The 19476-nt window shown below is 57.0% G+C and carries 17 protein-coding genes; 12 read left to right on the forward strand and 5 right to left on the reverse strand.

All coding sequences use genetic code 11. From position 1 onward, the window contains the following. The first annotated feature begins 448 nt into the window (after positions 1 to 448). Entirely contained in the window at positions 449 to 757 is a 309-nt protein-coding gene (locus tag AC1Z32_RS07830) for a hypothetical protein (protein WP_483478109.1), read from the forward strand. 1044 nt (positions 758 to 1801) lie between these two features. Here AC1Z32_RS07830 and AC1Z32_RS07835 read toward each other — a convergent pair. Both AC1Z32_RS07835 and AC1Z32_RS07840 read right to left on the reverse strand, forming a co-directional pair. Further along, positions 1802 to 4048 (reverse strand): hypothetical protein, encoded by a 2247-nt coding sequence (locus AC1Z32_RS07835; protein WP_483478045.1) that lies wholly within the window; start codon positions 4046 to 4048, stop codon positions 1802 to 1804. Then, a complete protein-coding gene (locus AC1Z32_RS07840) occupies positions 4032 to 5243 on the reverse strand; it encodes a tyrosine-type recombinase/integrase (RefSeq protein ID WP_483478044.1) in 1212 nt (403 codons plus the stop codon). The genes AC1Z32_RS07835 and AC1Z32_RS07840 overlap by 17 nt, the downstream gene beginning before the upstream one ends. 284 nt (positions 5244 to 5527) lie before the next feature. On the opposite strand from AC1Z32_RS07840, the gene AC1Z32_RS07845 reads away from it, so the two are divergent. The 5 genes from AC1Z32_RS07845 (at position 5528) to AC1Z32_RS07865 (ending at position 8212) form a co-directional block, all read left to right on the forward strand. Continuing rightward, entirely contained in the window at positions 5528 to 6028 is a 501-nt protein-coding gene (locus AC1Z32_RS07845; RefSeq protein ID WP_483478110.1) for a hypothetical protein, read from the forward strand. A 142-nt stretch (positions 6029 to 6170) separates the two neighbouring features. Then, positions 6171 to 6362 (forward strand): DUF5710 domain-containing protein, encoded by a 192-nt coding sequence (locus AC1Z32_RS07850; protein WP_483478111.1) that lies wholly within the window; start codon positions 6171 to 6173, stop codon positions 6360 to 6362. Positions 6363 to 6456: 94 nt separating this feature from the next. Beyond that, a complete protein-coding gene (locus tag AC1Z32_RS07855; protein WP_483478112.1) occupies positions 6457 to 6621 on the forward strand; it encodes a hypothetical protein in 165 nt (54 codons plus the stop codon). A 180-nt stretch (positions 6622 to 6801) separates the two neighbouring features. Continuing rightward, positions 6802 to 6969 carry a hypothetical protein gene (locus AC1Z32_RS07860; protein WP_483478113.1) on the forward strand — a complete coding sequence of 56 codons (168 nt, stop codon included), beginning with the start codon at positions 6802 to 6804 and terminating at the stop codon, positions 6967 to 6969. Between the two features lie 295 nt (positions 6970 to 7264). Continuing rightward, on the forward strand, positions 7265 to 8212 hold the full coding sequence (locus tag AC1Z32_RS07865; protein ID WP_483478114.1) for a hypothetical protein: 948 nt from the start codon (positions 7265 to 7267) through the stop codon (positions 8210 to 8212). A 339-nt stretch (positions 8213 to 8551) separates the two neighbouring features. On the opposite strand, the gene AC1Z32_RS07870 is transcribed toward AC1Z32_RS07865, so the two are convergent. Together AC1Z32_RS07870 and AC1Z32_RS07875 are read right to left on the reverse strand one after the other, a co-directional pair. Continuing rightward, the gene (locus AC1Z32_RS07870; RefSeq protein WP_483478115.1) at positions 8552 to 10747 is read right to left on the reverse strand and encodes a hypothetical protein; all 2196 of its coding nucleotides are present in this window, start codon (positions 10745 to 10747) and stop codon (positions 8552 to 8554) included. Between the two features lie 22 nt (positions 10748 to 10769). Further along, on the reverse strand, positions 10770 to 14861 hold the full coding sequence (locus AC1Z32_RS07875; RefSeq protein ID WP_483478116.1) for a hypothetical protein: 4092 nt from the start codon (positions 14859 to 14861) through the stop codon (positions 10770 to 10772). Positions 14862 to 15764: 903 nt separating this feature from the next. On the opposite strand from AC1Z32_RS07875, the gene AC1Z32_RS07880 reads away from it, so the two are divergent. From AC1Z32_RS07880 to AC1Z32_RS07900, 5 genes are read left to right on the forward strand one after another with little or no spacing between them, the layout of a single operon-like run. Further along, on the forward strand, positions 15765 to 16157 hold the full coding sequence (locus AC1Z32_RS07880; protein WP_483478117.1) for a hypothetical protein: 393 nt from the start codon (positions 15765 to 15767) through the stop codon (positions 16155 to 16157). Between the two features lie 25 nt (positions 16158 to 16182). Further along, positions 16183 to 16413 (forward strand): hypothetical protein, encoded by a 231-nt coding sequence (locus AC1Z32_RS07885; protein ID WP_483478118.1) that lies wholly within the window; start codon positions 16183 to 16185, stop codon positions 16411 to 16413. Positions 16414 to 16425: 12 nt separating this feature from the next. Then, the gene (locus tag AC1Z32_RS07890) at positions 16426 to 16929 is read left to right on the forward strand and encodes a hypothetical protein (protein WP_483478119.1); all 504 of its coding nucleotides are present in this window, start codon (positions 16426 to 16428) and stop codon (positions 16927 to 16929) included. 34 nt (positions 16930 to 16963) lie between these two features. After that, entirely contained in the window at positions 16964 to 17824 is an 861-nt protein-coding gene (locus AC1Z32_RS07895; RefSeq protein ID WP_483478120.1) for a hypothetical protein, read from the forward strand. Between the two features lie 53 nt (positions 17825 to 17877). Next, complete coding sequence (locus AC1Z32_RS07900) at positions 17878 to 18171, forward strand: hypothetical protein (RefSeq protein ID WP_483478239.1); 294 nt, start codon at positions 17878 to 17880, stop codon at positions 18169 to 18171. On the opposite strand, the gene AC1Z32_RS07905 is transcribed toward AC1Z32_RS07900, so the two are convergent. Beyond that, on the reverse strand, positions 18149 to 18763 hold the full coding sequence (locus AC1Z32_RS07905) for a DUF2971 domain-containing protein (protein ID WP_483478121.1): 615 nt from the start codon (positions 18761 to 18763) through the stop codon (positions 18149 to 18151). The genes AC1Z32_RS07900 and AC1Z32_RS07905 overlap by 23 nt on opposite strands. Before the next feature lie 80 nt (positions 18764 to 18843). Here AC1Z32_RS07905 and AC1Z32_RS07910 point away from each other — a divergent pair, with 80 nt between their 5' ends. After that, complete coding sequence (locus tag AC1Z32_RS07910; RefSeq protein WP_483478122.1) at positions 18844 to 19227, forward strand: hypothetical protein; 384 nt, start codon at positions 18844 to 18846, stop codon at positions 19225 to 19227. The last annotated feature ends 249 nt before the right edge of the window (positions 19228 to 19476 follow it).

The raw sequence follows: 19476 nt of genomic DNA on the forward strand, positions 1-19476 counted from the left end.
GGGTATGGGCAAATCGACGCCGACGTTCGTTGTGTACGACGTACACCTCATACTATTTAGAGAACAACCGCTGTTCATCCCGTCGCTTGGATGCGATACCATTTAGACGCCAAAGCGGGGGACCGACATGGGCGCCGACCTCAGAACCGTAGCCGACGAGATGTGCGAAGCGAGCAAGCGGACTGATGAACGGTTACGCTTGCAGGAGGAAGATCGGGAGCAGTGGTCGGATACCCTTTATCTTCTTGATGATCATGGTGCTTCTTTCGCGGTACACGTTTCTTCCCTGGCGTCATCACGGAGGTCATCGTTGCCACGGCCGAGGCGGGCGCTATTGCATTGAGGTTGTGATGAACATTGACCGCTTGCTGCTGATTCTGGTCGCGCTCGGTACGATGATGAACAGCGCGGCGCCGATTATCTACCTGCTCAAGCCCTGAGGTGCGCCATGCCGACCGATGAAGAGTGCATGCGGCGTTCGCGGGATACCGTGGACCAGATTCACGAATCCGTACAACGCATGGTTGAGGACAACAAACGCTGGGCCAAAGAACGCGAAGCCGAGCGCGAAGCCGACTTGGCCTACCGCAAGAAGCACGGCGGGAAGTCGAAGGACGACGTGATGATGAAGTGGGTCGTCGGCGTGCCCGTCGTCCTGTTCGTGCTCACGTTCCTCGTGTTTATGTATGCGATGCTGCCCCTGCTCATCAAAATCGTCATCAGAGCAACGGCCGAATGGAGTGCCCTGCTGCACTAACTTTATCCACAGGTATTTTATAACGACCGCGCTCTACTTGCGGAAGAGTCAGGTTTCACACGCATGACGCTATGCGCTAGTGTCGTATATCGTTCATCTGCGAGTTGTGGGCAAGAGCGAAGATCGGATCGAAGAAGTATGTCCCTGGAGAATTCCGACAGTCCCAGCGAAGGTCAGGTGATTCGGTCAAGTTTGAAATGCACTTCCGCGTACGCGGCGTTGCAACTCCACACTTCCTTCCCGTCACGATTAAAAATTGCGATTCCCTTTGCTATCGTGCACTGCGCCTGTGGCCAAACAGCACTATGGCCGTTTATCGCAGCTGACAACGCATTCCGCTCCTTGCAAGTGGCCAGATATTTACCGTCCCGTGGCGCCATGACTGATGTCAGAAAGGTTGAGAACGGAGCTATCTTAACCCGTCAGTACGTCAGTCAAACTTCGCTTACTGTAGGTTCTCGTCGGACGCGTGTGCTGATGCGTCATTTTGCTCCAAGAGTCCAGGCAGGCGACCTCTGCAGAAGTCATGTCCGAAGGGACGTAGACCATCGGCCCTTGTGGGTTTGGTAAACACATTATTTGCATCACGTTCGGCTGGCTCGACGCCTACGCTGTGTGGTAAGGGCTTCGCCGCTCTTATCCACAGCGTTATCCCGCAAAACAGTGGACAACCTTCGCGCTTCCAGCGCTTGCCACTCCTCCTCAACGGCTCGGGCCTGCAGTTTCAATGAGCAGAAGTACAGTGCCGCGTAGGCGCGTTCCGCCGCGATGAGTCGGTCGATTAGTTCAATCTTGGTCAGACGTTCAAGGCGCTGTCGAGTCGAGCGGATATCCCGGTCGAGCTTCGCCGGCATAGGCAGCACTTGTGCGTCGACGGGAGCTGCGGGGCGTCGGCGCGGCTTCCGTGGTCGCCAGTCCCGGTGGTCCTCATACAGACGACGTGCACCTGCATTGTTGAGCAATGCGCTATGACTGATACCTTTTCCGTCCGGATCAAGCGCTCGCGACGAAGTGACGATGGCCGAGATGGTGACTGCCCGACGCTCACCCTGCAGAGCGGCGATGGCGCGTCGCACGAGATCGAGCGTGTGTGCTCGACGCGCCTGGTGAATGCGGGCCAGCCACGGACGTTGGCTTGATGGCATGATGTTCCTCCGTTTCAGGGCGCCGTGCCTCGTCGGCCCGGTAGTGCTCGATGAGGTCCATTTCCCGAAGCTCGGTGTCTGCGGCAGCAATGAGCTGCCCAAGCCGGTTCACGTCGGCAAGCAGCCCTTCCTTGCGGTAGTAACTGATCTCATGTTCGGCCCAGTTGCGCCGCTGCTCAACCTGCGAACGCTTCGACGGATCCGGTATCTTGGCCGCGCAGCCAATGCAAGCAAACTGCACCTTGCAGAGGCCATGCGCCCCGCAATGCCCTCCGACGACTTCGGCGAGCGTGCCGGTCCGCATCGCGGCGTCGCGATACAGTTGTTGTAATTCAGCAGGAGAGCGGAGGACCGCCTCTTCGACGTCGATGTTGCTGGCGATCGCGGCCAAATACCGGTCGGCGGCGTCCGCGATCATTGTCGCTGTCGGTTGCGAATAGTATCGAGTGACGGGAATGCTCTTCTGGTGCAACCAGGCACCGACAATATCCACCGGGATCTTTTGAATTTGGACTGCATGCGTGGCGAATCCGTGTCTCAGGAGATGAGGTCGGAGAAAAACTGTCCTGCCCGAAGCCGTCCGCAGTAACATTCCGTGCACCATGAATCGCAAGCACGAACTGATCGTGATCGCCGAAAGATGTCGGTGCTCAAACTGAAATAGATAAGGTTCAACGCCAAAACGGTGGGCTCGCCTATTCAGCGGGTCGAATGGGACCGGAGGGAGGGGATCTGTGCTGAGTAGGCCGTAGTGTGCTGCCAGGATCTGGCCTATCTTGGCGAGCAGCCTGACGGTTTCCGCGCCCACGAAAAAGTCGTGCCGGACATTGCGGCGCTCGCCCTTTGGAATCAGTCGAAACAGGTATCGAATCCTCGGCGACTCATCCGCTGCGCCCGGCGGAGCGGGCTGAATCAAGCGCACGAGACAGTGCCGGTTCAGGCTGATTTGCATAAGCTCGTTCATGCGGGCGCCAGTGGTCGTGAGCACGTCGACCGCCATGACGCCGAAAGTCAACGCGTGAAAGACCTGTTCAACTGGTATCAGCACCCGGCCCAAGCACGCTTGCGCCCGGACAAGAAATACTTGCCACGGTGGAAAAAGCACGCCGGGGTTGAGGGTGTTGAATGAGAGAGCGGCATATCCCCACGCCTGGCGCCATGCAGCGGCTTCGGTACTTCGTGCACGATCTGATGCATAACGGAGCAGATCAGCGAACCACACCGTGGCACTGACGTCCAGTTCGCGGTCGGTCCCGACCTCCTGCATTGAAACGAGTTCGGGCAAACGTGTATCAGGAGGCGGCACGGCTGCGCTAGCGCGACGCGCAAGCATCGGATACGCAGCCAGAAGCGCGTCCACCGTCCATATCCTCATGTGCATGCGCCAGTTGCCGTCTATGTAGGTATATTCGGTCGGCTTGCACGGAAGACCTGACGATTCGGCGTTACGCAGTGCGTTGCGATAGGCGGTACGAAACCGGATGAACCAGTTCCATCGCAGGTGCGCTTCACTTCGAATATCGGGATACACCTGCATCAATACATCGGTGTCTTCTTTACGCCGCTGCTGACGGGCCTGCTCGATCGGCTTCATATTAAGCCACGGATCATGTAGTGACCGGTTCGCATGTTTAAGCAGCCAAGGCTCAAAGCGCCTGCGTTGAGCAGTGGATAACCCCCGCAACCACAGCAGTTCCGCGCTGGCGACGGACTGATACCGCTGAAAGAAGCTGATACGGACTTCTTGCGGATCGTCTCCGACGGTGCCATCCAGATACGGTCGCATATAGGTGTCAAGGCTGGCAAAAAATGCGGGCATGTCGCTAAGCAGGTGCCCTTGATGCCGATAACCGAAGATGAGTTGCAGCTTCGCGCTCACTATCGACACCGCGCTGTAGATCGTGCTGTGTTCATAGCGCTGTGCGGCCATCACGAGCGCTGCTAGCGCAAGATGACCGTACCACGGTTTGCCGAGTACATGACGCAGCAGATAGTGAACGACGGGAGGCGGTACCCGTCCAAGTTCGGCGCCACTCTGCATATCACCTTCAGTCGCGGGTGCATGCTTGATCAGCCGTGGCAGGTCAGGCAGTGACTGAAACTGGTCAATTCGCATGTCGACTCGTGTTTCACGGCGGGAGTTCATCGTTCGCACCTCCCAGATGCTGAAGGAATTGCCAGTGTGGATCTGCCACTATATCCGGCACCGAGCGTGGTGCGATGGGGGAGCTCGGAAGGTCGAAGGTCGGCTTACGCGCGCGCAATGCACGATCAATGGTTGCATGCAGCGTGTTCTGAAGGTCCGCATGCTCAAGGTCGCGGAAGTAGTGATCGTAGCGCTCAAGCGTCGCGCGTCCGCTACGCCAGTTCATGTACGTGATAAGGGCGTCAATGGCACGGTCGCGAGCGAGGCCAGCGGCAAACGTGCGGTAGATTTCTCGCATCGCTTGCGTGACATACCAATGCCGTGTTTGATGGACATTTGCGCTGATGTTGGCTCGGCGACACGCGGGGCGCCACGCGAGATCGCGGAAGGTGGCCGCGGTCAGCGCGGTATGGTGTGAGGTCAGGAAAAGTGGCCTGATGGACCACCGTGCAGGTGCGTCGTGGGTGAGGTAATCGGCCAGATTGCAGTGATCGGGATCGACAGCACAGCGGTCGTGATCCACATACCGGCGCAGCAGTTTGGCAGACGCTTCGCTGAAGCGCAGTGTCTTAACGCGCCGTTGACCGCTGCCTTTACTGAAAGCGCTAACCTCGCGGCGCAATCCATGGCTATGCCAGTCACCCAGAGTCAAGCCGCATACCTCGCTGATCCGCGCGCCGGTCTCGAACAGCAAACGCGTGACCAGCTGGTCGCGCAGGCCCCAACCGGCCGCACGGCCGGCATCGAGGATGCGGCGCGGGAATAGCGGATCATCGATGATCTGCGGGATCCAGCGTTCGTTTACGAGCACGAAATACGCTGCTGTGTGACGACCTCGAGGTGCAGCCTCGAACGGCTGAACGCCGCTGGCCTGTGGCATCGCCGGATAATCGTCGCGACGGTGTCGGAGCAACGCCACACCCGTCGTGTCTGCACTACGGCCTAGCGGGTCGGGCTGGGCATATAGGCCGGCGTCGATGGCGAACCGATAAAACGCTCGCGCCGCCGCCAGGAAGGCGCGCACTTCCGCAGGATTAGCGACAGTCGCATGTACCGCGACAAACTGCCCGCGTCGCTCGCGGGCATGACAGCGCAGGACCTCGCAGAGAAACTGCGCGCAGAGTGCGCGGACCCCCGCGACGTTGCTATCCCACCGCCGCCGCTTCCCAATTAGCCACGAAAAGTAGTGGAGCATCGCGTGCGCATAAACGCTAACGGTGGTCGGCGCATACCGTCTTTGAGCGTATCGAACGAAGTAACTTAACGGGCGATTCGCACGGCCCTGCGCATCCGTTACAAGTAGGCAGGGTGTTCCATCCTCATTGGTCGAACGTCTGAGGAACAGGCTTACCGGGCAGGGGTGATCGGAGGCCATCCTTCAACGCTACTAATGCCTATCCAACCTTAAATATAGAGGGTTGCGCAAGCGATTCAAGCAACTTGCGCTATCTACTCTGTGGACAACCCTGTGGAGCACACATGGATACACTCAAATTCGTGTACGCGTTGCAAGCCGAAGGCATGGACGAGAAGCAGGCCGGCGTCATCGCGCACGAGCTGTACGCGCTCTACGCGCATTCGGTGCTGGGCGGGAAGTACAACGAGGTGGACTACGGCGACTATGACGCGCTCAAGGAGAGGGCACGAAAGGTCAGGGAAGAGAAGGCAGCCCACGCCGAGAAGGTACGCAAGTTCAACGAAGAGCTGCGTCAGGAGCGCGAAGCCCGAGCGGCCCGACAGGCGGTAGAACCGGCAGCTGACGCGAAGTTTCAGGAGAGTTTTCGGGAGACGAATGCCTACCTGAAGGTCCGGCTCGAGCTGAACCAAGAGCAGAAGCGACTCGACTTCGTGCTGGAGCACGGCGTGCCGATGCAGCGTGCCGGTCAGTTTTGCTATCACGGCTGGTCCCACCTCGGCTGGTTCACGACCCAGCGCGCAGCGATCGACGCGGCAGTCAAATACCCACCGGAGGCCGAGTAACCTTGACGCAAGAGCAAGAAGAGGCTGTCGTCAACTACTACCGCGCCGTGGCTCCTGTTTGGGCGCTAACGATCTAGTGCCGCCGAGCGTCGCACAGACGTTTCGTTAGCGAATGGAAGCAGCTGGGCTGTCCGACAGCGCAATGGTGGAAGTGATTCATGACCAGAACGGCTGGAAAAAGCTCTACGTTCCGCGTCGTTCGTCTGAGGACACCGTGCTGAATGTGCGATACGAAGATAAGAACATCGCGAAGCAGCGCGGCGCCGAGTGGAACCCGATTCGCAATGTGTGGATCGCCCGCAAGGGTTCCGACCTCAAGAAGTTCAGACGATGAATCAAATGATCAGCGACGGCATACTGGAAGCGTTCAACATTCCGGGTCTGCATATCCAAGCGAGCCTGAACCGCGCGAGTTGGAGGTGTTCTCCATGAGTATGCACGAGCTGTTGAACAACGGGGACCGCGCGATGCAAGTGATGGGGATGTTGCTCGCACTCGGGATGGAAAAGCCGAAACTGACCACCATGGCCGACATGGATCGGATCAAAGCGCTCAACGCCGCGAGTGGCGCCAACGCCAACAAGGTGCAGTGAGTAGAAGCCCCCTATATCGTCATCACATGGGCTTCTCGTCGATTTGCGACGACGTCGCCACACGCCTTTCGGTTACGTGCGGCACTTCTTGCAGGGCCGCGACAGCCTCGCTCTAAGGGCGAGCCGTAATAGCACGGAGTTTTTAGGGCGCGAAGCGCCGCCAAGAATTTGGGAGGGGCGATGAAGGACTCGAAAAGCGCGGAGTACATGCACGGCTATTACGAAGGAAAGGCCGACACGTATAAGGAAGTCAACGATGCGACGTGGCGCTGGGTTTTCAGGATCGGCATCGGCCTAAACGTCATCCTGTGGGGTTCTGTGCTAGTCGATGCGGTGTGTCATCCATAGGTGTGGGGCTTCCACATCGCCAGATGAAGGGCAGGGCATCTACCCAGTGCCACCCATTTGCCCCGCGCCCGTGACACAGGGACTTTCCAACTCGGCTGAGCATTCCAGCGACGCACGACGCTCGCAACCGACAGCGCGCTGGCCGGTGCGATGGCGAGCCAGTTGGCGGAACGTAGCCACTTGCCGATTTCGTACACGATGAAGGTCCCATCGACCTCAGTGTGTCTTCGCGCACGTAAGGACCGCGTTGAGTGGCCTCCCAAGTCCTGACCTTCCGTAGGATGTCGAATCCGCCGTGTTCCGCGGTTTGAAGGTTTCAGGAGAAAAAGCGACGATGTTTTTGAAATCGGGCAACGAAATCTCGGAGAAACTCACTGAGCTGGATGCGGCCACAACTCGGGCCGAGGTACCGCTTCTGATGGCGGTCGCGTTTTGGGGCGTTGGTGCAGGGTTTAAGCCAACAGGGAACTTCGAAATCGTGTGCGACCTGGAATCCGGCGCCTGCAACCCGGAAGCGATTCGCGCGCTCCAGTCCCGGGAAAAAGGCCCGGTGTGCATGCGCAGATCCTTGCATGCGAAAGTCGTGATAGGGGTGGCCGGCGCCGTCGTATCGTCGGCGAACATTTCGACGAACGGATTGGGAGCAAATGGTCAAAAGGCGGGCACGATCGAGGCAGGCTACTTCATCCCCAGTCCGTCTCTCGAATATGACGCGGTGAAGGTGTGGTTTTATGAACTTTGGAATGATCGGGAAACACAGTTGGTCCAGAAGGAGGACCTCGACGCGGCGCAACGTAAGTGGGACGCTCGCCAGAAGTTGAACCGTGAGTTGAAGTCGATCGAAGACGCGGAAAAGAAGGGCCACGGCAATATTGGCCAGAGCAATCTCCTGAAAGCAAAAGTGGATACTGATCTGCGGCTGCGCTCAGTTACGCGGGATGTGCTCGATCTTACCGAGAAAATGTTTCGCGATATGGCGCCCGGCCGACGAGGGACCGTCGCAAGTCTCGCTTGCCACCTTATTCTTCATCGCATGAATGACACGCGAGACCGTCAGCGAGCCGGAAAAGTAGCGGGGCTCGCCGATCGCGACTGGTTCTTTCAGACTTTCAAGCCAGACGGAGAGACGGTAGATCAAGTATCTTCATGGCTCCGAGAAGTCCCCAGACGACCTGAATTTCGAGATGCAGTCAAACGCGCGGCCGTGGAAGTACTCATGGATCCGGGCTGGCCCAAGGCCTGAAGGGTCGCATGCTGTCATGGAACGCTCAGGCGGTTCCGTGTTCGTCCGGTGGCGAGTGGCCGCCTTTGACCCGGACAGGTGCTCGCGCGGCAGTCGCAGTTCGAAGATAGCAACAAAGCCCGATTGATGTTCGCGCCCTCGACAAATCGCCCCATCTTTGCCCGTTCGCGCGAATAAGTTGGATTGAGGAAATGAAACAGATCAGGGCAGCGTGTAGCGGGTCGCATTTCTTGATTTCATCACCGATTGCTGGTCCGCCCGGCGCAGCTAGGATCGATAAAAGAGCGCCTCTTCTCCTACGTCCGGGAAACGCGCCGCAACCGATCTGCGATAACCGGTTCAATTCTCCAAGAGCAAATTTGTCATCTTCTCCAGTATGCTCATCTTAGAATTTTCTCCTCCGACGAGGATTCCATTGGTCATAGTGTGAAGATAGAGGTCGACGATCGGTCTGCTCAACAGCAACTCGTTCACAGCATTTCCGTCGTCCGTCCACACCATAAGGTCTCGCATGTTAGATAGCGAGTCACCCGAACCAGTGATGCCCCCTTCTGGTGGAATAAAAATTCGCACAAACCGCCCAAGATCTTGCAGTGCAATACGCTGCCCGGCCCGTTGCCCGCGTCGACGTTGGGACTGTCCATCGTGAAACGACATGTAGTACGGGAGCATGTTGAGCGATTGCGACTTTGAATAGAATTTCGCCGACGCTCCCGCTCGCCTTAGCTGATCCAAGCGGTCGTCCTGGTCGGCGAGCGCGTGCTCAATCCCGATGTATTTCTCGTTCAGGAGGATCTTGGGGACGAACGTGCCGGCCCAGACGCGCAGACGTTCCTGTGTCTCCCCATCGATCACCCAGAACTGTCGGTCACGCACATTGCCGTTCTCATCTTGAAGGAACGGGTAGTGGCCAACGAAACGAATCGCTGCCTCCTTGTCGGAATCCCAAGGCGAGCGACGGGTGCCGACGACCCACATTCCATCGTCGCGAACATCGAGTCGCACCTCCGCGATCAGCGTCTTGGTATCGCGCCGTCCGATTCTACGAATGCGACGTGTTGCAAGAAGGGTCAATTTTGTAACGCTCGGCGGTTTGGCAAGCACTGGAATCGGCTTTCGGCCGATCAAGCACTCTTTAAGGGACAGCTCAACTAGACAACGCTTCAGTGCCTCTCGCAATGGTCGAAGGCGTTTTTCACCGGTTGGCAAGGCATCGAGATCGGAAAGACTGCAATCCAAGCCCTGACTGACCACCGACGCAGCGTCCGACATCATCACGTTCTCGAATTTGCTAGTCGTGTAAGGGTCCGCCGTTACACCGCCGCGAGAAAGCAGCGAATACGCATCGCTAGGACGTTCCAGATGGCGCCGGAGCGCGTCGACCGACTCTTCGCTGTTTGTGACATAGACACTGCTGTCGCCACTCGGGCCGATTCGATTGAGGTACAGATAGTTAAGAGTGGAATCAAGCGCGGGTGGAATGTTTTTGGAGACCGAGACCCGCAATGGGGAGAAGTGAACCTTCTTCCCGCCAGCCGCGTGAAATTCGAATGGCAACGAAGACGGCAGATCCTCAAACACGCGTAACGTATTTTTCGAAACACGCTCCTCAGTCGCGTTTACAACTACCAATGGCTGACGCAAGTCTGCGAGTAGCGACAACGGAATGAAGCCATTCTCTACAACGTGAGATGCAGCGAAGCGCTCAACCTGTGCCGGTACGTCCGCTCGTCTAAGTATCTCAGCGATCCGCTCAGTCAGAATATTCAGGAAGTAGAGCCGGGAGTCGCGGAACCTCATCGGATCAAGGCTGATTCCGACCATTGGATACTTCCGCGCGTCAAGCGAGACATAATCCGCCTCACTCAAACGGAAAACATTCACGCGGAAGCCGTGTCCCACACACAGCGGCTTTGTCGCGGAAGGCGGATGAGACTGGCCCGCAGAACGCGTGCGCGCGAAGACTTGGGAAACGACATCGCAAAGGAGCCTGTTATGCTGGGGCCGAATCTTCAGCCGAACCTCGGCCAAATGCATGCGTCGCTCATTCGGCTGGATAAGACCGCCGAGGTAGACGCCAGCGCCGAACGCACCAGTAACAAAGGTTCCGCTCCGCTCCGTTGCCGCCGCCTCCAAAAGCGACTTCAACAGAACAAGTTCGATGAATTTCTCGGGCTCCGCCCGGGCCGCTGCCATCATGCTCGCCTTGGTGAGCCTAGGACGAGGACCCAGATACCACGCGTCCGAGCCAGTCATCGTGAACGAAACGCGTCTTGTATCGGCATCGTCCAATTTGAGGCTCCGGACGATTTCTTGGCGCACTCGTCTCGCACGTTCTCGATAAGCGGCGCTGGTTTCCTGAGCGCCCGCTTGTGCAGCTGTCAATTTGCCAAGTTCAATGCGAATAGGTACCAACAGATTATCGTTGTCTGCCTCGTGGCGAGCCAATGCCGCCGCCACGTCGGCGACACTAGACCCGAGGTCAATGGAACTTAGGCGTGCGCTTGCTGCTTGCGGAAGTTGAGATATTGGCATCCTGGTGCTCTGAGCAGCGAAATTATTGTCCGAGCAGTACACCGACCAGATTCTGGTTAGGCATCCACTTCCCACCCACCTGCACATACAGCGACATGAATCTGATGCTTCCGCGCTCTCTTCGCTCAACGAGATGTTTCAGTGCTCCGCGCAAGTTGAGATAGATAGTCCGCACAGTTTTATCCGGGAACAACTTGCTAATGCGCTCGTGCTTCTCCACGGCAATTTCACGAAGCTCATCCGTGAGCAAGAAATCGGAAATCCAACTCCAATTCTTCACATCGATGGCAATCAATTCGTCGCGTCCCACTACTTCCAAGTAATAGTCGAAGACCTGAAAAATACTCGCCTCGAGCGGATGGCCGATGACGTTGAGATATCTCAACTGGCGGTCGCCGGTGTCAAGCTGCCCCGGCAGCACTTTGAATTGCAGATCAACGAAGGACTCAAGCTCCCTCTCTGCCAGATAGCCCTTCATGATTTCGTCGATGAACCAAGGCTGCGGACACAGACGTAGACTGTCGATTTCCTGGCGCGACGCGAATGCCCGTCCTGCTCGCATCAGCCGCTTGCCTGTCTCCGACAGGTGCTCGGACAGTCCTCCGGGCGCAACCGCATCGACCCAGTTGTATGTGTCCTCTGCATCATCGGCATCCGTGATCACGCGTTCGGTTTTGCCGTTCACTTTCGCCCGTCTCGTAAAGGGCTCCGCCTTGGCAGGAAGCATAAAATAGGCGCCGTCAACGAAGCTCGCGGGAACGTCTTTACGGCGCAGATTGGCCAGGTATGCTTCCGGATCTGTGAACATCCGATCGTCAAAGAGATCAGTCCACGTGCGTCGGACCTGTGGATCTGAACGGAAGCGAACCGGTGCTCCACTCGTGAACTTTCGAAACGCAGCAGCCAACTCTAGACTTCTGGTCGTATGTGCCTTTCGCGCCTGGATCGAGCTAAAGATTCGCACCGACCGGTTACGGTCAACGATTGCTTCCAAGACCGCTCGTTGAGCGGGCGATGCTCGCACAGCAAGTTCAGGGACAATGCGCGTACCCAAATGGATCATCTGCGCGACTTGTCCACTAATAAAAATCTGCTGCGTCGGCATTTCGGCTGTCGGACAGCGTTCGCCGCGACCGAGCGCCTGAAACGCCGTCCGACTGATATCAACGAAATGCTCGGGCCGTAATCGCTTCCACTGATCTCGGCTGTAACCGCTCAGGAGGCCCTTGACTGTCATCGAAGGCCATTTTTCTTCGTCGTCGCGAATGACTTGCAGGTAGCTCTGGAAGTTCTCCATGGAGAAGCCACGGCTCTTCGTCCTGGTGTGCTCTGTATAGAACGGGTCGTTCAGCAGACAGAAGAGTTCAAAATCCTTCTTGATACCGTTTTGCGTGACAACGAAGTTCAGCCCGCGTGAGGCAGAGGCATATGCACTCCACATCAAAACCTTCTTGTCCGTGATGTCTAACGCCTCCACGAGTTCAGGGCTGAGTTGTCCGGCGTCGTCATCTTCGTCGAATCCGAACAGGTTTGCCTCGCGCTTCTGGAAGCGTGCTGCTTCGTAGAGAATGACGAGGACGGGTTCGCCACCCGAGAGCGGTTTGACGAGGAACAAGTTCCGCTCTTTGCTGCTCTCGCAGGTAACGCCGCTTCCTTCGCTCTTGGCAAGATTTATCAGGCTTTCTTTGATTCGGTTGATTGTTTGGCAGAGCACGAAGCCCGAGCGAACATCAGACGAGAGCAATACGTCCAACGTCGCAACCAATCCGTCAATTTCAGCCTTCTTGTAGCTGTTCAGGTGCTGGTAGCCGAGTTCGTTCTTATACGGATATGCGTGCTGGAACGCAAAACGCAATGCCCGAAAATCGGCTGAGACAGGGAACCCCCCTTCTGGCTGTGCATCGTCGAAGATAGTCACCTTCCGATTTCGTTGGTCTCGAAGTGCGCCCGCCTGTTCCTTCACAAACGTCAACTCGGCCGGCGTCATTTCCTCGTAGTATCCATCGATTTGTTGCAGCAATCGACGAACCTTCTGTCGATTGAAGGCGCCACTTGATGTATGTGTCAGCCCACCGGTCGCGCTCATGATGAAGATCCCGTTGTTCCGCCCCAATGCGTCCGACAGGTCTTGCTCCGGCGTATCGCGCATTGACGAGATGGTCACCGTGAGACTAACGTCCCGTTCGACGTTGTATTCATCCGGTTGGAACTTGCTCTCCATCAGCGTGACAACGCTCTTCGTACCCGAGTAAAAGAATTCTTCAGAGAGCAGTTCGTCACCAAACAAATCCTGCTTAAACGCCTCCTCGAGGTTCCGCCCTTCGAACAGCTTCCTGATCTCACTACGAAATCGCGCGAGATTCGGATATCGCACGAGGTCTTGCTGGCTGAATTTGACCTGGTTGCGACCGGTCGCGTTCATGCAACGCGCAATGAACAGGATTAGTTCCAGATAGTTGAACAATGAAAATCGACTTCTTTCCGGATTCTTCTCGACGTCTTCGCGATAGACGAGTTGGACCGTCTGCTCCGCTGTGTCGTGAAGAAGTTCGACACGACGCAGGAACTCGGTATCGAGCACGTTCGAGTGTCCATCAAAGAAAGTCTGGTTCGGCTGATCGAGTAACTCGCCATATGAACACCGGTTCATCGTGAAGTATTTCTTCCCCACGACGAGACTGACGAGTCGGCGATATGCGTCGTAATTGGATAAACCTTCGAGCGTGTCGACATACCTGCGTAGCGCTGCGAGCACACGCGCCTTCTCCCGGAAGCGACGGAAATCGTTGTGCGTGTCGTTGCTATCCACTAACTCCCGGAGGATGTCGGCGAGGTATTCGTCGGTCCACTGAGTTCGAGATTTGAATAGGCCAGGATATGCCTCCTCTAAGGTATCTCTGAATATCTCGACCTGGCGAGCCATGGGGATGTACTCAGCGTTCCCATCCCGCTTCTGCCGCTTGAGCTCCTTGACCACCGCTGGGCTAACTTCCGCGAATTTCTCCAGATTCTCGTACACCCGCATGGCTAGAGTACGTACGGTCACTCCGCGTTCATCCGGTACTTCGAAGGCAAGCGGCCAGCGCAGGTCAAAGTACGCAAAAAACTCCGAGACCACGATGTTCAGATCATGGCGACCTTCCGAGTTAACCACAGATTTACGTTTCTTAAACAGAAACCAGTAGGCGCTTTCTTCTTCGTCGATAATCGTTAGGGCACGAACCGGACGCCCTCCGAACACCGCCTTGCTCAACGCACTTCCCTCCGCGTTGAGTTCGTTCGAAAAGCAGTGAAGTGTATCGAACGTTACCCAACGTTTCCGACCGAGCTTCGGGTCATCAATGTATACCTGTTGCCCGACCGTTGACTTTAAAGTCGTCGCAACGATAACGCCCGGGTGGTCAAGAAATCGCTGAAGTGGATGAAGGCGAGCCAACATTGCGTCGACGGACCGCACCGACAGAATTGAGGCGCGATCTTTTCCTTGGTCTCTGGCGTCGATAGCCAAGGCGACAAGAGCTTGGGTCAGGCGATCGGCGGCTGTAATGACAGTCGAGGCTTGCGCGCGAAACCTCTCACGAATCTCGTAGTAGCCGTCGTCACTCGAACTCATCCCGTGGAAGTCAGACTCGGCGCAAAACAGCGCCTTCCGTCGTAGCTCCTCAAGCTCGTCATACCAGCTGTCGCCGCCGTCAGCCTTTTTCGCCCGCAACTCTTCGACGAGCGATGGATCCCCCGTGACCCATTGATGCAAATGTAAAACGGCTTGAAAGAAGGTGCGATCGTTCTGATGCGCGTCCCTTGAATACAACAAGTGAATCGGCACAGGCGAATCAGATCCGCGCGGATTACCTCGCTCAGCCCTTAGCCGGGCATCGTGATCAGCGACGTCATGGCAAAATCCCTTTACCAAGGAGCGATACGGTGCAATGAAAACCGGGATCACACCTTCGGTTAACGCCTTCACCGCAAGGGCCGCCGCCCAATAGGTCTTCCCTAGACCTGTAAAGAAATTCACGTCCTTAACGAATGGACGCTCGCCTGCCCGTACGAGTGGCTCTTCGAAACCAAGCCGGAACAAATCGTCGCCTTGCGATATTTTGCGTCGGGCCATCCCGTCTTTCCTTTTTTTTGGACGTTTGGGTCGGTTCAGAAAAAGACGCTCGGGCGGAACGCTCGAGCGAGGTTGCACCGGCGCCTACGCTGGTCTACACACCGCCGTGACGTCCGAGGCTTTAGCAAGCGAAGAAGCCGTGCGCTTGCTTTTTGACGGCAGGATGTTGCGGCAACCCCGAAGTCATAAAGTACAATTCGAAACCAAACGCAGTCAGTGTTTTTGCCCACACTGCTTAGTGCAATTTCGGAAGAAAATATTAGAAGCTTCGATATTTCGCACACGGTGCGCGACGGATGAGCCGCTGACCGCGCGCGCTGCCATAAAAATTCAATACGACTTGCAGACTCGTGACCGTCCGGATTTCACATCGGTTCTGATCAGACGGATTCAATCGACTCGCCTTCATTCATGAATTCGACATCGTGCATCTCGTGTTGCGTGTGGACGAGCTAGCGCATCGCTGATTGGCGCGCCCCGCACGAACTCGCCCATAGGTTCACCACGATCAGCTTGCGTTTCTCATCGCCCAGTTGCCGATAGCCGTGCGAACGTCTATGGCCGATCGCCTGTCTGATATTCTTGATAAGGGACTTGGCGACACTAATGTCGGAAAAGCGAAGACGAGCTGCCCCTCAGTAGCCAACATTCCAACGTCCGCAAAGGCCGATTGGGCAAAGCACCGCTCCGACCGGCGGCGCAAGGGGAAGGAAGGAAGACAATATTACTCCCATCAACTCAATGGGAGCCTGTCATGGGAAGCAATCAAAGCCGTGAGCCCTGGAACAAAGGCAAGTTGGTCGGTCAGAAGCCGCCGCCTGAAGCCGAAAGACGTCTGGGCAATCCGGATACACCTCCAAAACGCGCACGCAGTTCGGGACTTTAGCGCCCAACCGGACTACCGTGCGCCTGGAGGTGCTGTTCATCGCGCTTGAGGACGAGAGCGATGTGGCCGCGATTCGCTCGCCTGAGGTGAGCTTGTTCATCCTCGCGGAAGCCACGGAGCTAGGCGAAGTCATCCTGCGCATCGCCGTGCAGCGCGTCGGACGCTACCCCAGCGTGAAAGGCGGCGTGCCCTGCGCGGAGCCCGGTGTGGTGCTCGACTTCAACTTGCCGGATGAGCGTCACTGGCTCTACAGGAAATTTGAGAAGGGCGAACCCGCGCCGGAAGTCGAGTTACCGGACGGCCGCACTTTCGTGCCGACCATCGAGTTCTTTAAGCAGCCCCCTGCGGTGTTCTGTACCAACTTCGATGAAGTCGACCGGGGCAAGGTGCCCCCGCAGTTCCGGCTTTAATCCCGCTGCGGAGAACCTGCACAACTTGCCCGTCGACTACTACGCTAACCAGCTCACGACCCTGACCTGGGCCGAAGCAAAAAGCTACTTGTTGATGCTGTGGATTGCGGTGTCGAGCTGCAAGCTCGTTCACGCGGAGTTCAGCGAGACCGTTCACGTGGGCAAGGTCAGGACCGAGCCGGTACGCGGCGAGGACGTGCTGACCGGCATTGACACAAGCGGCCTGCACCCTGGCGCGGTGTTCGGCCAGCCCTAGGCCGGCACGCTGGTGGTGCTGGACGAAGCCTATGGCGAGGATATGGCGTTCGAGGCTTTCGTGCAGTCGGTGCTGCTGCCGCTGATCGCGAAGCGCTACGCAGGCTGCCGGTTGCTGGCGATCTGCGACCCGAGCAATCCACGCGACGCGCGAACCGGCGTCACCCCCGTGCAGCTTTTGCAGCGCTACCAGTTACGCGCCCAGCCCGCCGTGACGAATCGCTTCGAGCTCAGGAAGGAAGCCGTCGCGAGACTGTTGAATCGAAGAAGCGGCGCAGTGATCGACCCCGCGTGCGAGCTGCTGATCGAGGGGCTGGGAAAGAGTTACGTCTACCGCAGGCTGCACGCGACCGGTACCGCAGGCGTGGCCTATGCCGACGAACCCGAGAAAGGCCGCACCAGTCACGTGGTCGAGGCGTTCCAGTATCTCTGCACGCACGTGGCGCGCGTGGCCGTCGATGATGAGGGGGACACCGTGGCGTGGCGGGGGAGGATTAGGAAAAGGCGGGTGGTCTGAGATAATCGCGGCGTCGCTACTCACAGAGGCCGCCATGAAGAAGCTGCTCGCGCTATTCGCCGTTCTTCCTGCAACGAAATGCAATGCTGCGGACGAAGCCTCTGGTTGGGTCGTACAGCTTACCGACGCCATTGCCAAGGGAATTTCAAAGGTGCCTCCAGAAGCGCCGAAGATTACGGATTGGTTTCAGGTAGGGTTCGGCGCTGTGGGTATTGTGGTATCGATAGCAAGTCTCATAATCATCGGCTTATTAACGCGGAGTTCTTCCAGGGCAGCCGAGAAGAGCGCAAAGGCTGCCGAGCTGAGTGCAGACGCCGCAGCGAAAAGCGCAAATGAAAGCACGGCGGCGCAGCGGCCGCGCTTGATTGTTACTTCGATGAAGGGGCAAGGCGTCCGGACCCTTGAGAATAACTCACTGAGCTTCGACGTTAAGATTGTCTTGACCAACTATGCCCCAACTGCCGCAGAGGTCACAAGGCTTAGTCTACGTTGCCAATGTGAGCTTCAGCCGGAAACTAAGCCGCGCTATCCTATTTCGAGTAGCGTAGAGCAAGAGGATTTTGGAACGGTGGTCACTTCTAGTAGTCCGCTAACACTTTCGTTGCCAGTTTCTTTAGATGAACCATCTCGTCATCAACTGGCGCGTGGTGACGTCCATCTATGGGTATATGGGCAAGTTAGCTATCGAGACTACCTCGATACATATTGGGAGACAGGATTCATCGGGATGTTGCGCTGGACATCGAGTACCGCGTTCGATGAAGAACACCTAGTCTTTCAGCATCCTCCGTCCGAGGCGCGGGTTCATAAGTACGTTTTCACCCGGCCCGACAGTGCTGGTGAACAGATTGCGAAAGGAACCACCTTTACCGATCTACTAAGCCGAGCAAGTTGACATACCCTGTAGTGATGGCATACGCCGTCCGACGAAGGCGCGCGTGGCCATCGATGATGAAGGCAAGACGGGGCGTGGCGCGGCAGGCTCAAGAAACGGAGGGTAGCTTAAAAGTTCTGATGCAAACGGAGGGAATATGTTTCCTCATCCAACTTTGCAGTGAAAAACTTGATATGGGGCGCAGTGTGTCGCACCAGCTCTTTGACCTGGCGCTTGTCGAAATCGCTCGTGTTGCAGCCGAAGGTAATGGATTCGATCAAGGTCGGAAAGATGTCGAATGGACCGGGTCCGGGTTCTCTACCGATGAACCGTACCACGTCGTCCTCATGCTTCGAAACCGCGCATAAGCTCAGCCCTGTTCGTTCTTCCTACATCGTTGCTGAGAAGACGCCACTCTTTCTCGTAAGCCCAATGCACCGATTTCCGGTGGTATACAGCTTGGAATTCTTCGGATGACATGCCGACTTGGCTGTAATAGGGACGAACGCTCGAATATTCTACCCTGCTCGTGAGTTGAAAGAGTCCCTGACCGGCGTTGAAACCAATACAGATTCCAGTGTGTTTGTTTGCGTAATGTGCCCACATTAATGGGTTGTCATTTTCTTCGGTTAGACAGTAGACACCCACGTTTCTCACACGGCGTTCCATTTTGCTTCGTGTGTGTGACTTGAGGCGATCACCAGGCATTCGTCTCAAGTGACGAAGATTCTCTCTCCGTTGGACTCGCGAGTGGCCTTGGCGAAGGCCTGCCGCTAACAGGTCTCGTTGCCACCTGCGATCAGACGGGGACAGCGGAACTAACGTCGGATTCGCGTCAAATGGATCATTGAAATCGTTCGGATGAGAGAGAAAAATTGTCCCACGTCGAATCAAATTCTCGAACCAAGTCCAACGAAGATCGTGCAGTGCCGTGTACTTATAGAGGCTTGACGGTGGCATTGTGATTCACTTGACGGAATTTAGTTGACTGCCTTTCGCGAGCAACAGTATAAGCCGAGCGTTGTTGCTCGGAGTCAGTAATGTCCACACTCACGCGCGATACGCCCAAACGCCGGGGCCGTCCCCCCGGCTCGGGCAACGCCAATAAACGTGCGCAGGAGCGCCGCGACGCCGCGCGCGCCGAGGCCGACGAGGCCACGCCCACCGATCCGCGCCTGCTCGATCCCGTCGCGATGCTGGTGCGCGAACGCTTCGACCGTGCCAAACGCTGGCGTGCGACCGACCGCATCGGCGAGTTCAGCGTCGATCAGACGCTGCATAATTCCTATCGCCAGTATCACGGCATTCTCGACCCGTGCGACGCACAGCTCGTCGAGGACTCAGGCATTGACATTCAGGTGCCCGATGTTGAAGCGCGCTTCGCGCTGCAGATTGACGAGGCGGTGGCAGCCGCGCTTCGCTAAAGCGTGCACGGGACGACCTCAGCGCATGTCGTTTTCAGGCAGCCATAGATAGGGGCGCAGGCGGTTGCGGTCCTGGCGCGTGACGCCGCAAGGTCAGCAACCTTCGTAGCTGCTGACGTTGAACAGAACCTGCCTCAATGTCCGCAAAGGCCGAACTGTGTGAGTGGTTGTTCCGAAAGATCAGAGTGCTGTGGTAGTTCCAAAAAACACGTTTGCCCCCCGGCCGAGGGGCGTATGGTGGGCCGCATC

This window comes from Caballeronia sp. 11_S32 (genome assembly GCF_056930355.1).

Bases quoted from the DNA above. Each gene is read 5' to 3' on its own strand.
- AC1Z32_RS07830 (WP_483478109.1), top strand. From the start codon at position 449: ATGCCGACCGATGAAGAGTGCATGCGGCGTTCGCGGGATACCGTGGAC.
- AC1Z32_RS07835 (WP_483478045.1), bottom strand. From the start codon at position 4,048: ATGAACTCCCGCCGTGAAACACGAGTCGACATGCGAATTGACCAGTTT.
- AC1Z32_RS07840 (WP_483478044.1), bottom strand. From the start codon at position 5,243: ATGCTCCACTACTTTTCGTGGCTAATTGGGAAGCGGCGGCGGTGGGAT.
- AC1Z32_RS07845 (WP_483478110.1), top strand. From the start codon at position 5,528: ATGGATACACTCAAATTCGTGTACGCGTTGCAAGCCGAAGGCATGGAC.
- AC1Z32_RS07850 (WP_483478111.1), top strand. From the start codon at position 6,171: ATGGTGGAAGTGATTCATGACCAGAACGGCTGGAAAAAGCTCTACGTT.
- AC1Z32_RS07855 (WP_483478112.1), top strand. From the start codon at position 6,457: ATGAGTATGCACGAGCTGTTGAACAACGGGGACCGCGCGATGCAAGTG.
- AC1Z32_RS07860 (WP_483478113.1), top strand. From the start codon at position 6,802: ATGAAGGACTCGAAAAGCGCGGAGTACATGCACGGCTATTACGAAGGA.
- AC1Z32_RS07870 (WP_483478115.1), bottom strand. From the start codon at position 10,747: ATGCCAATATCTCAACTTCCGCAAGCAGCAAGCGCACGCCTAAGTTCC.
- AC1Z32_RS07875 (WP_483478116.1), bottom strand. From the start codon at position 14,861: ATGGCCCGACGCAAAATATCGCAAGGCGACGATTTGTTCCGGCTTGGT.
- AC1Z32_RS07895 (WP_483478120.1), top strand. From the start codon at position 16,964: ATGAAGAAGCTGCTCGCGCTATTCGCCGTTCTTCCTGCAACGAAATGC.
- AC1Z32_RS07900 (WP_483478239.1), top strand. From the start codon at position 17,878: ATGATGAAGGCAAGACGGGGCGTGGCGCGGCAGGCTCAAGAAACGGAG.
- AC1Z32_RS07905 (WP_483478121.1), bottom strand. From the start codon at position 18,763: ATGCCACCGTCAAGCCTCTATAAGTACACGGCACTGCACGATCTTCGT.
- AC1Z32_RS07910 (WP_483478122.1), top strand. From the start codon at position 18,844: ATGTCCACACTCACGCGCGATACGCCCAAACGCCGGGGCCGTCCCCCC.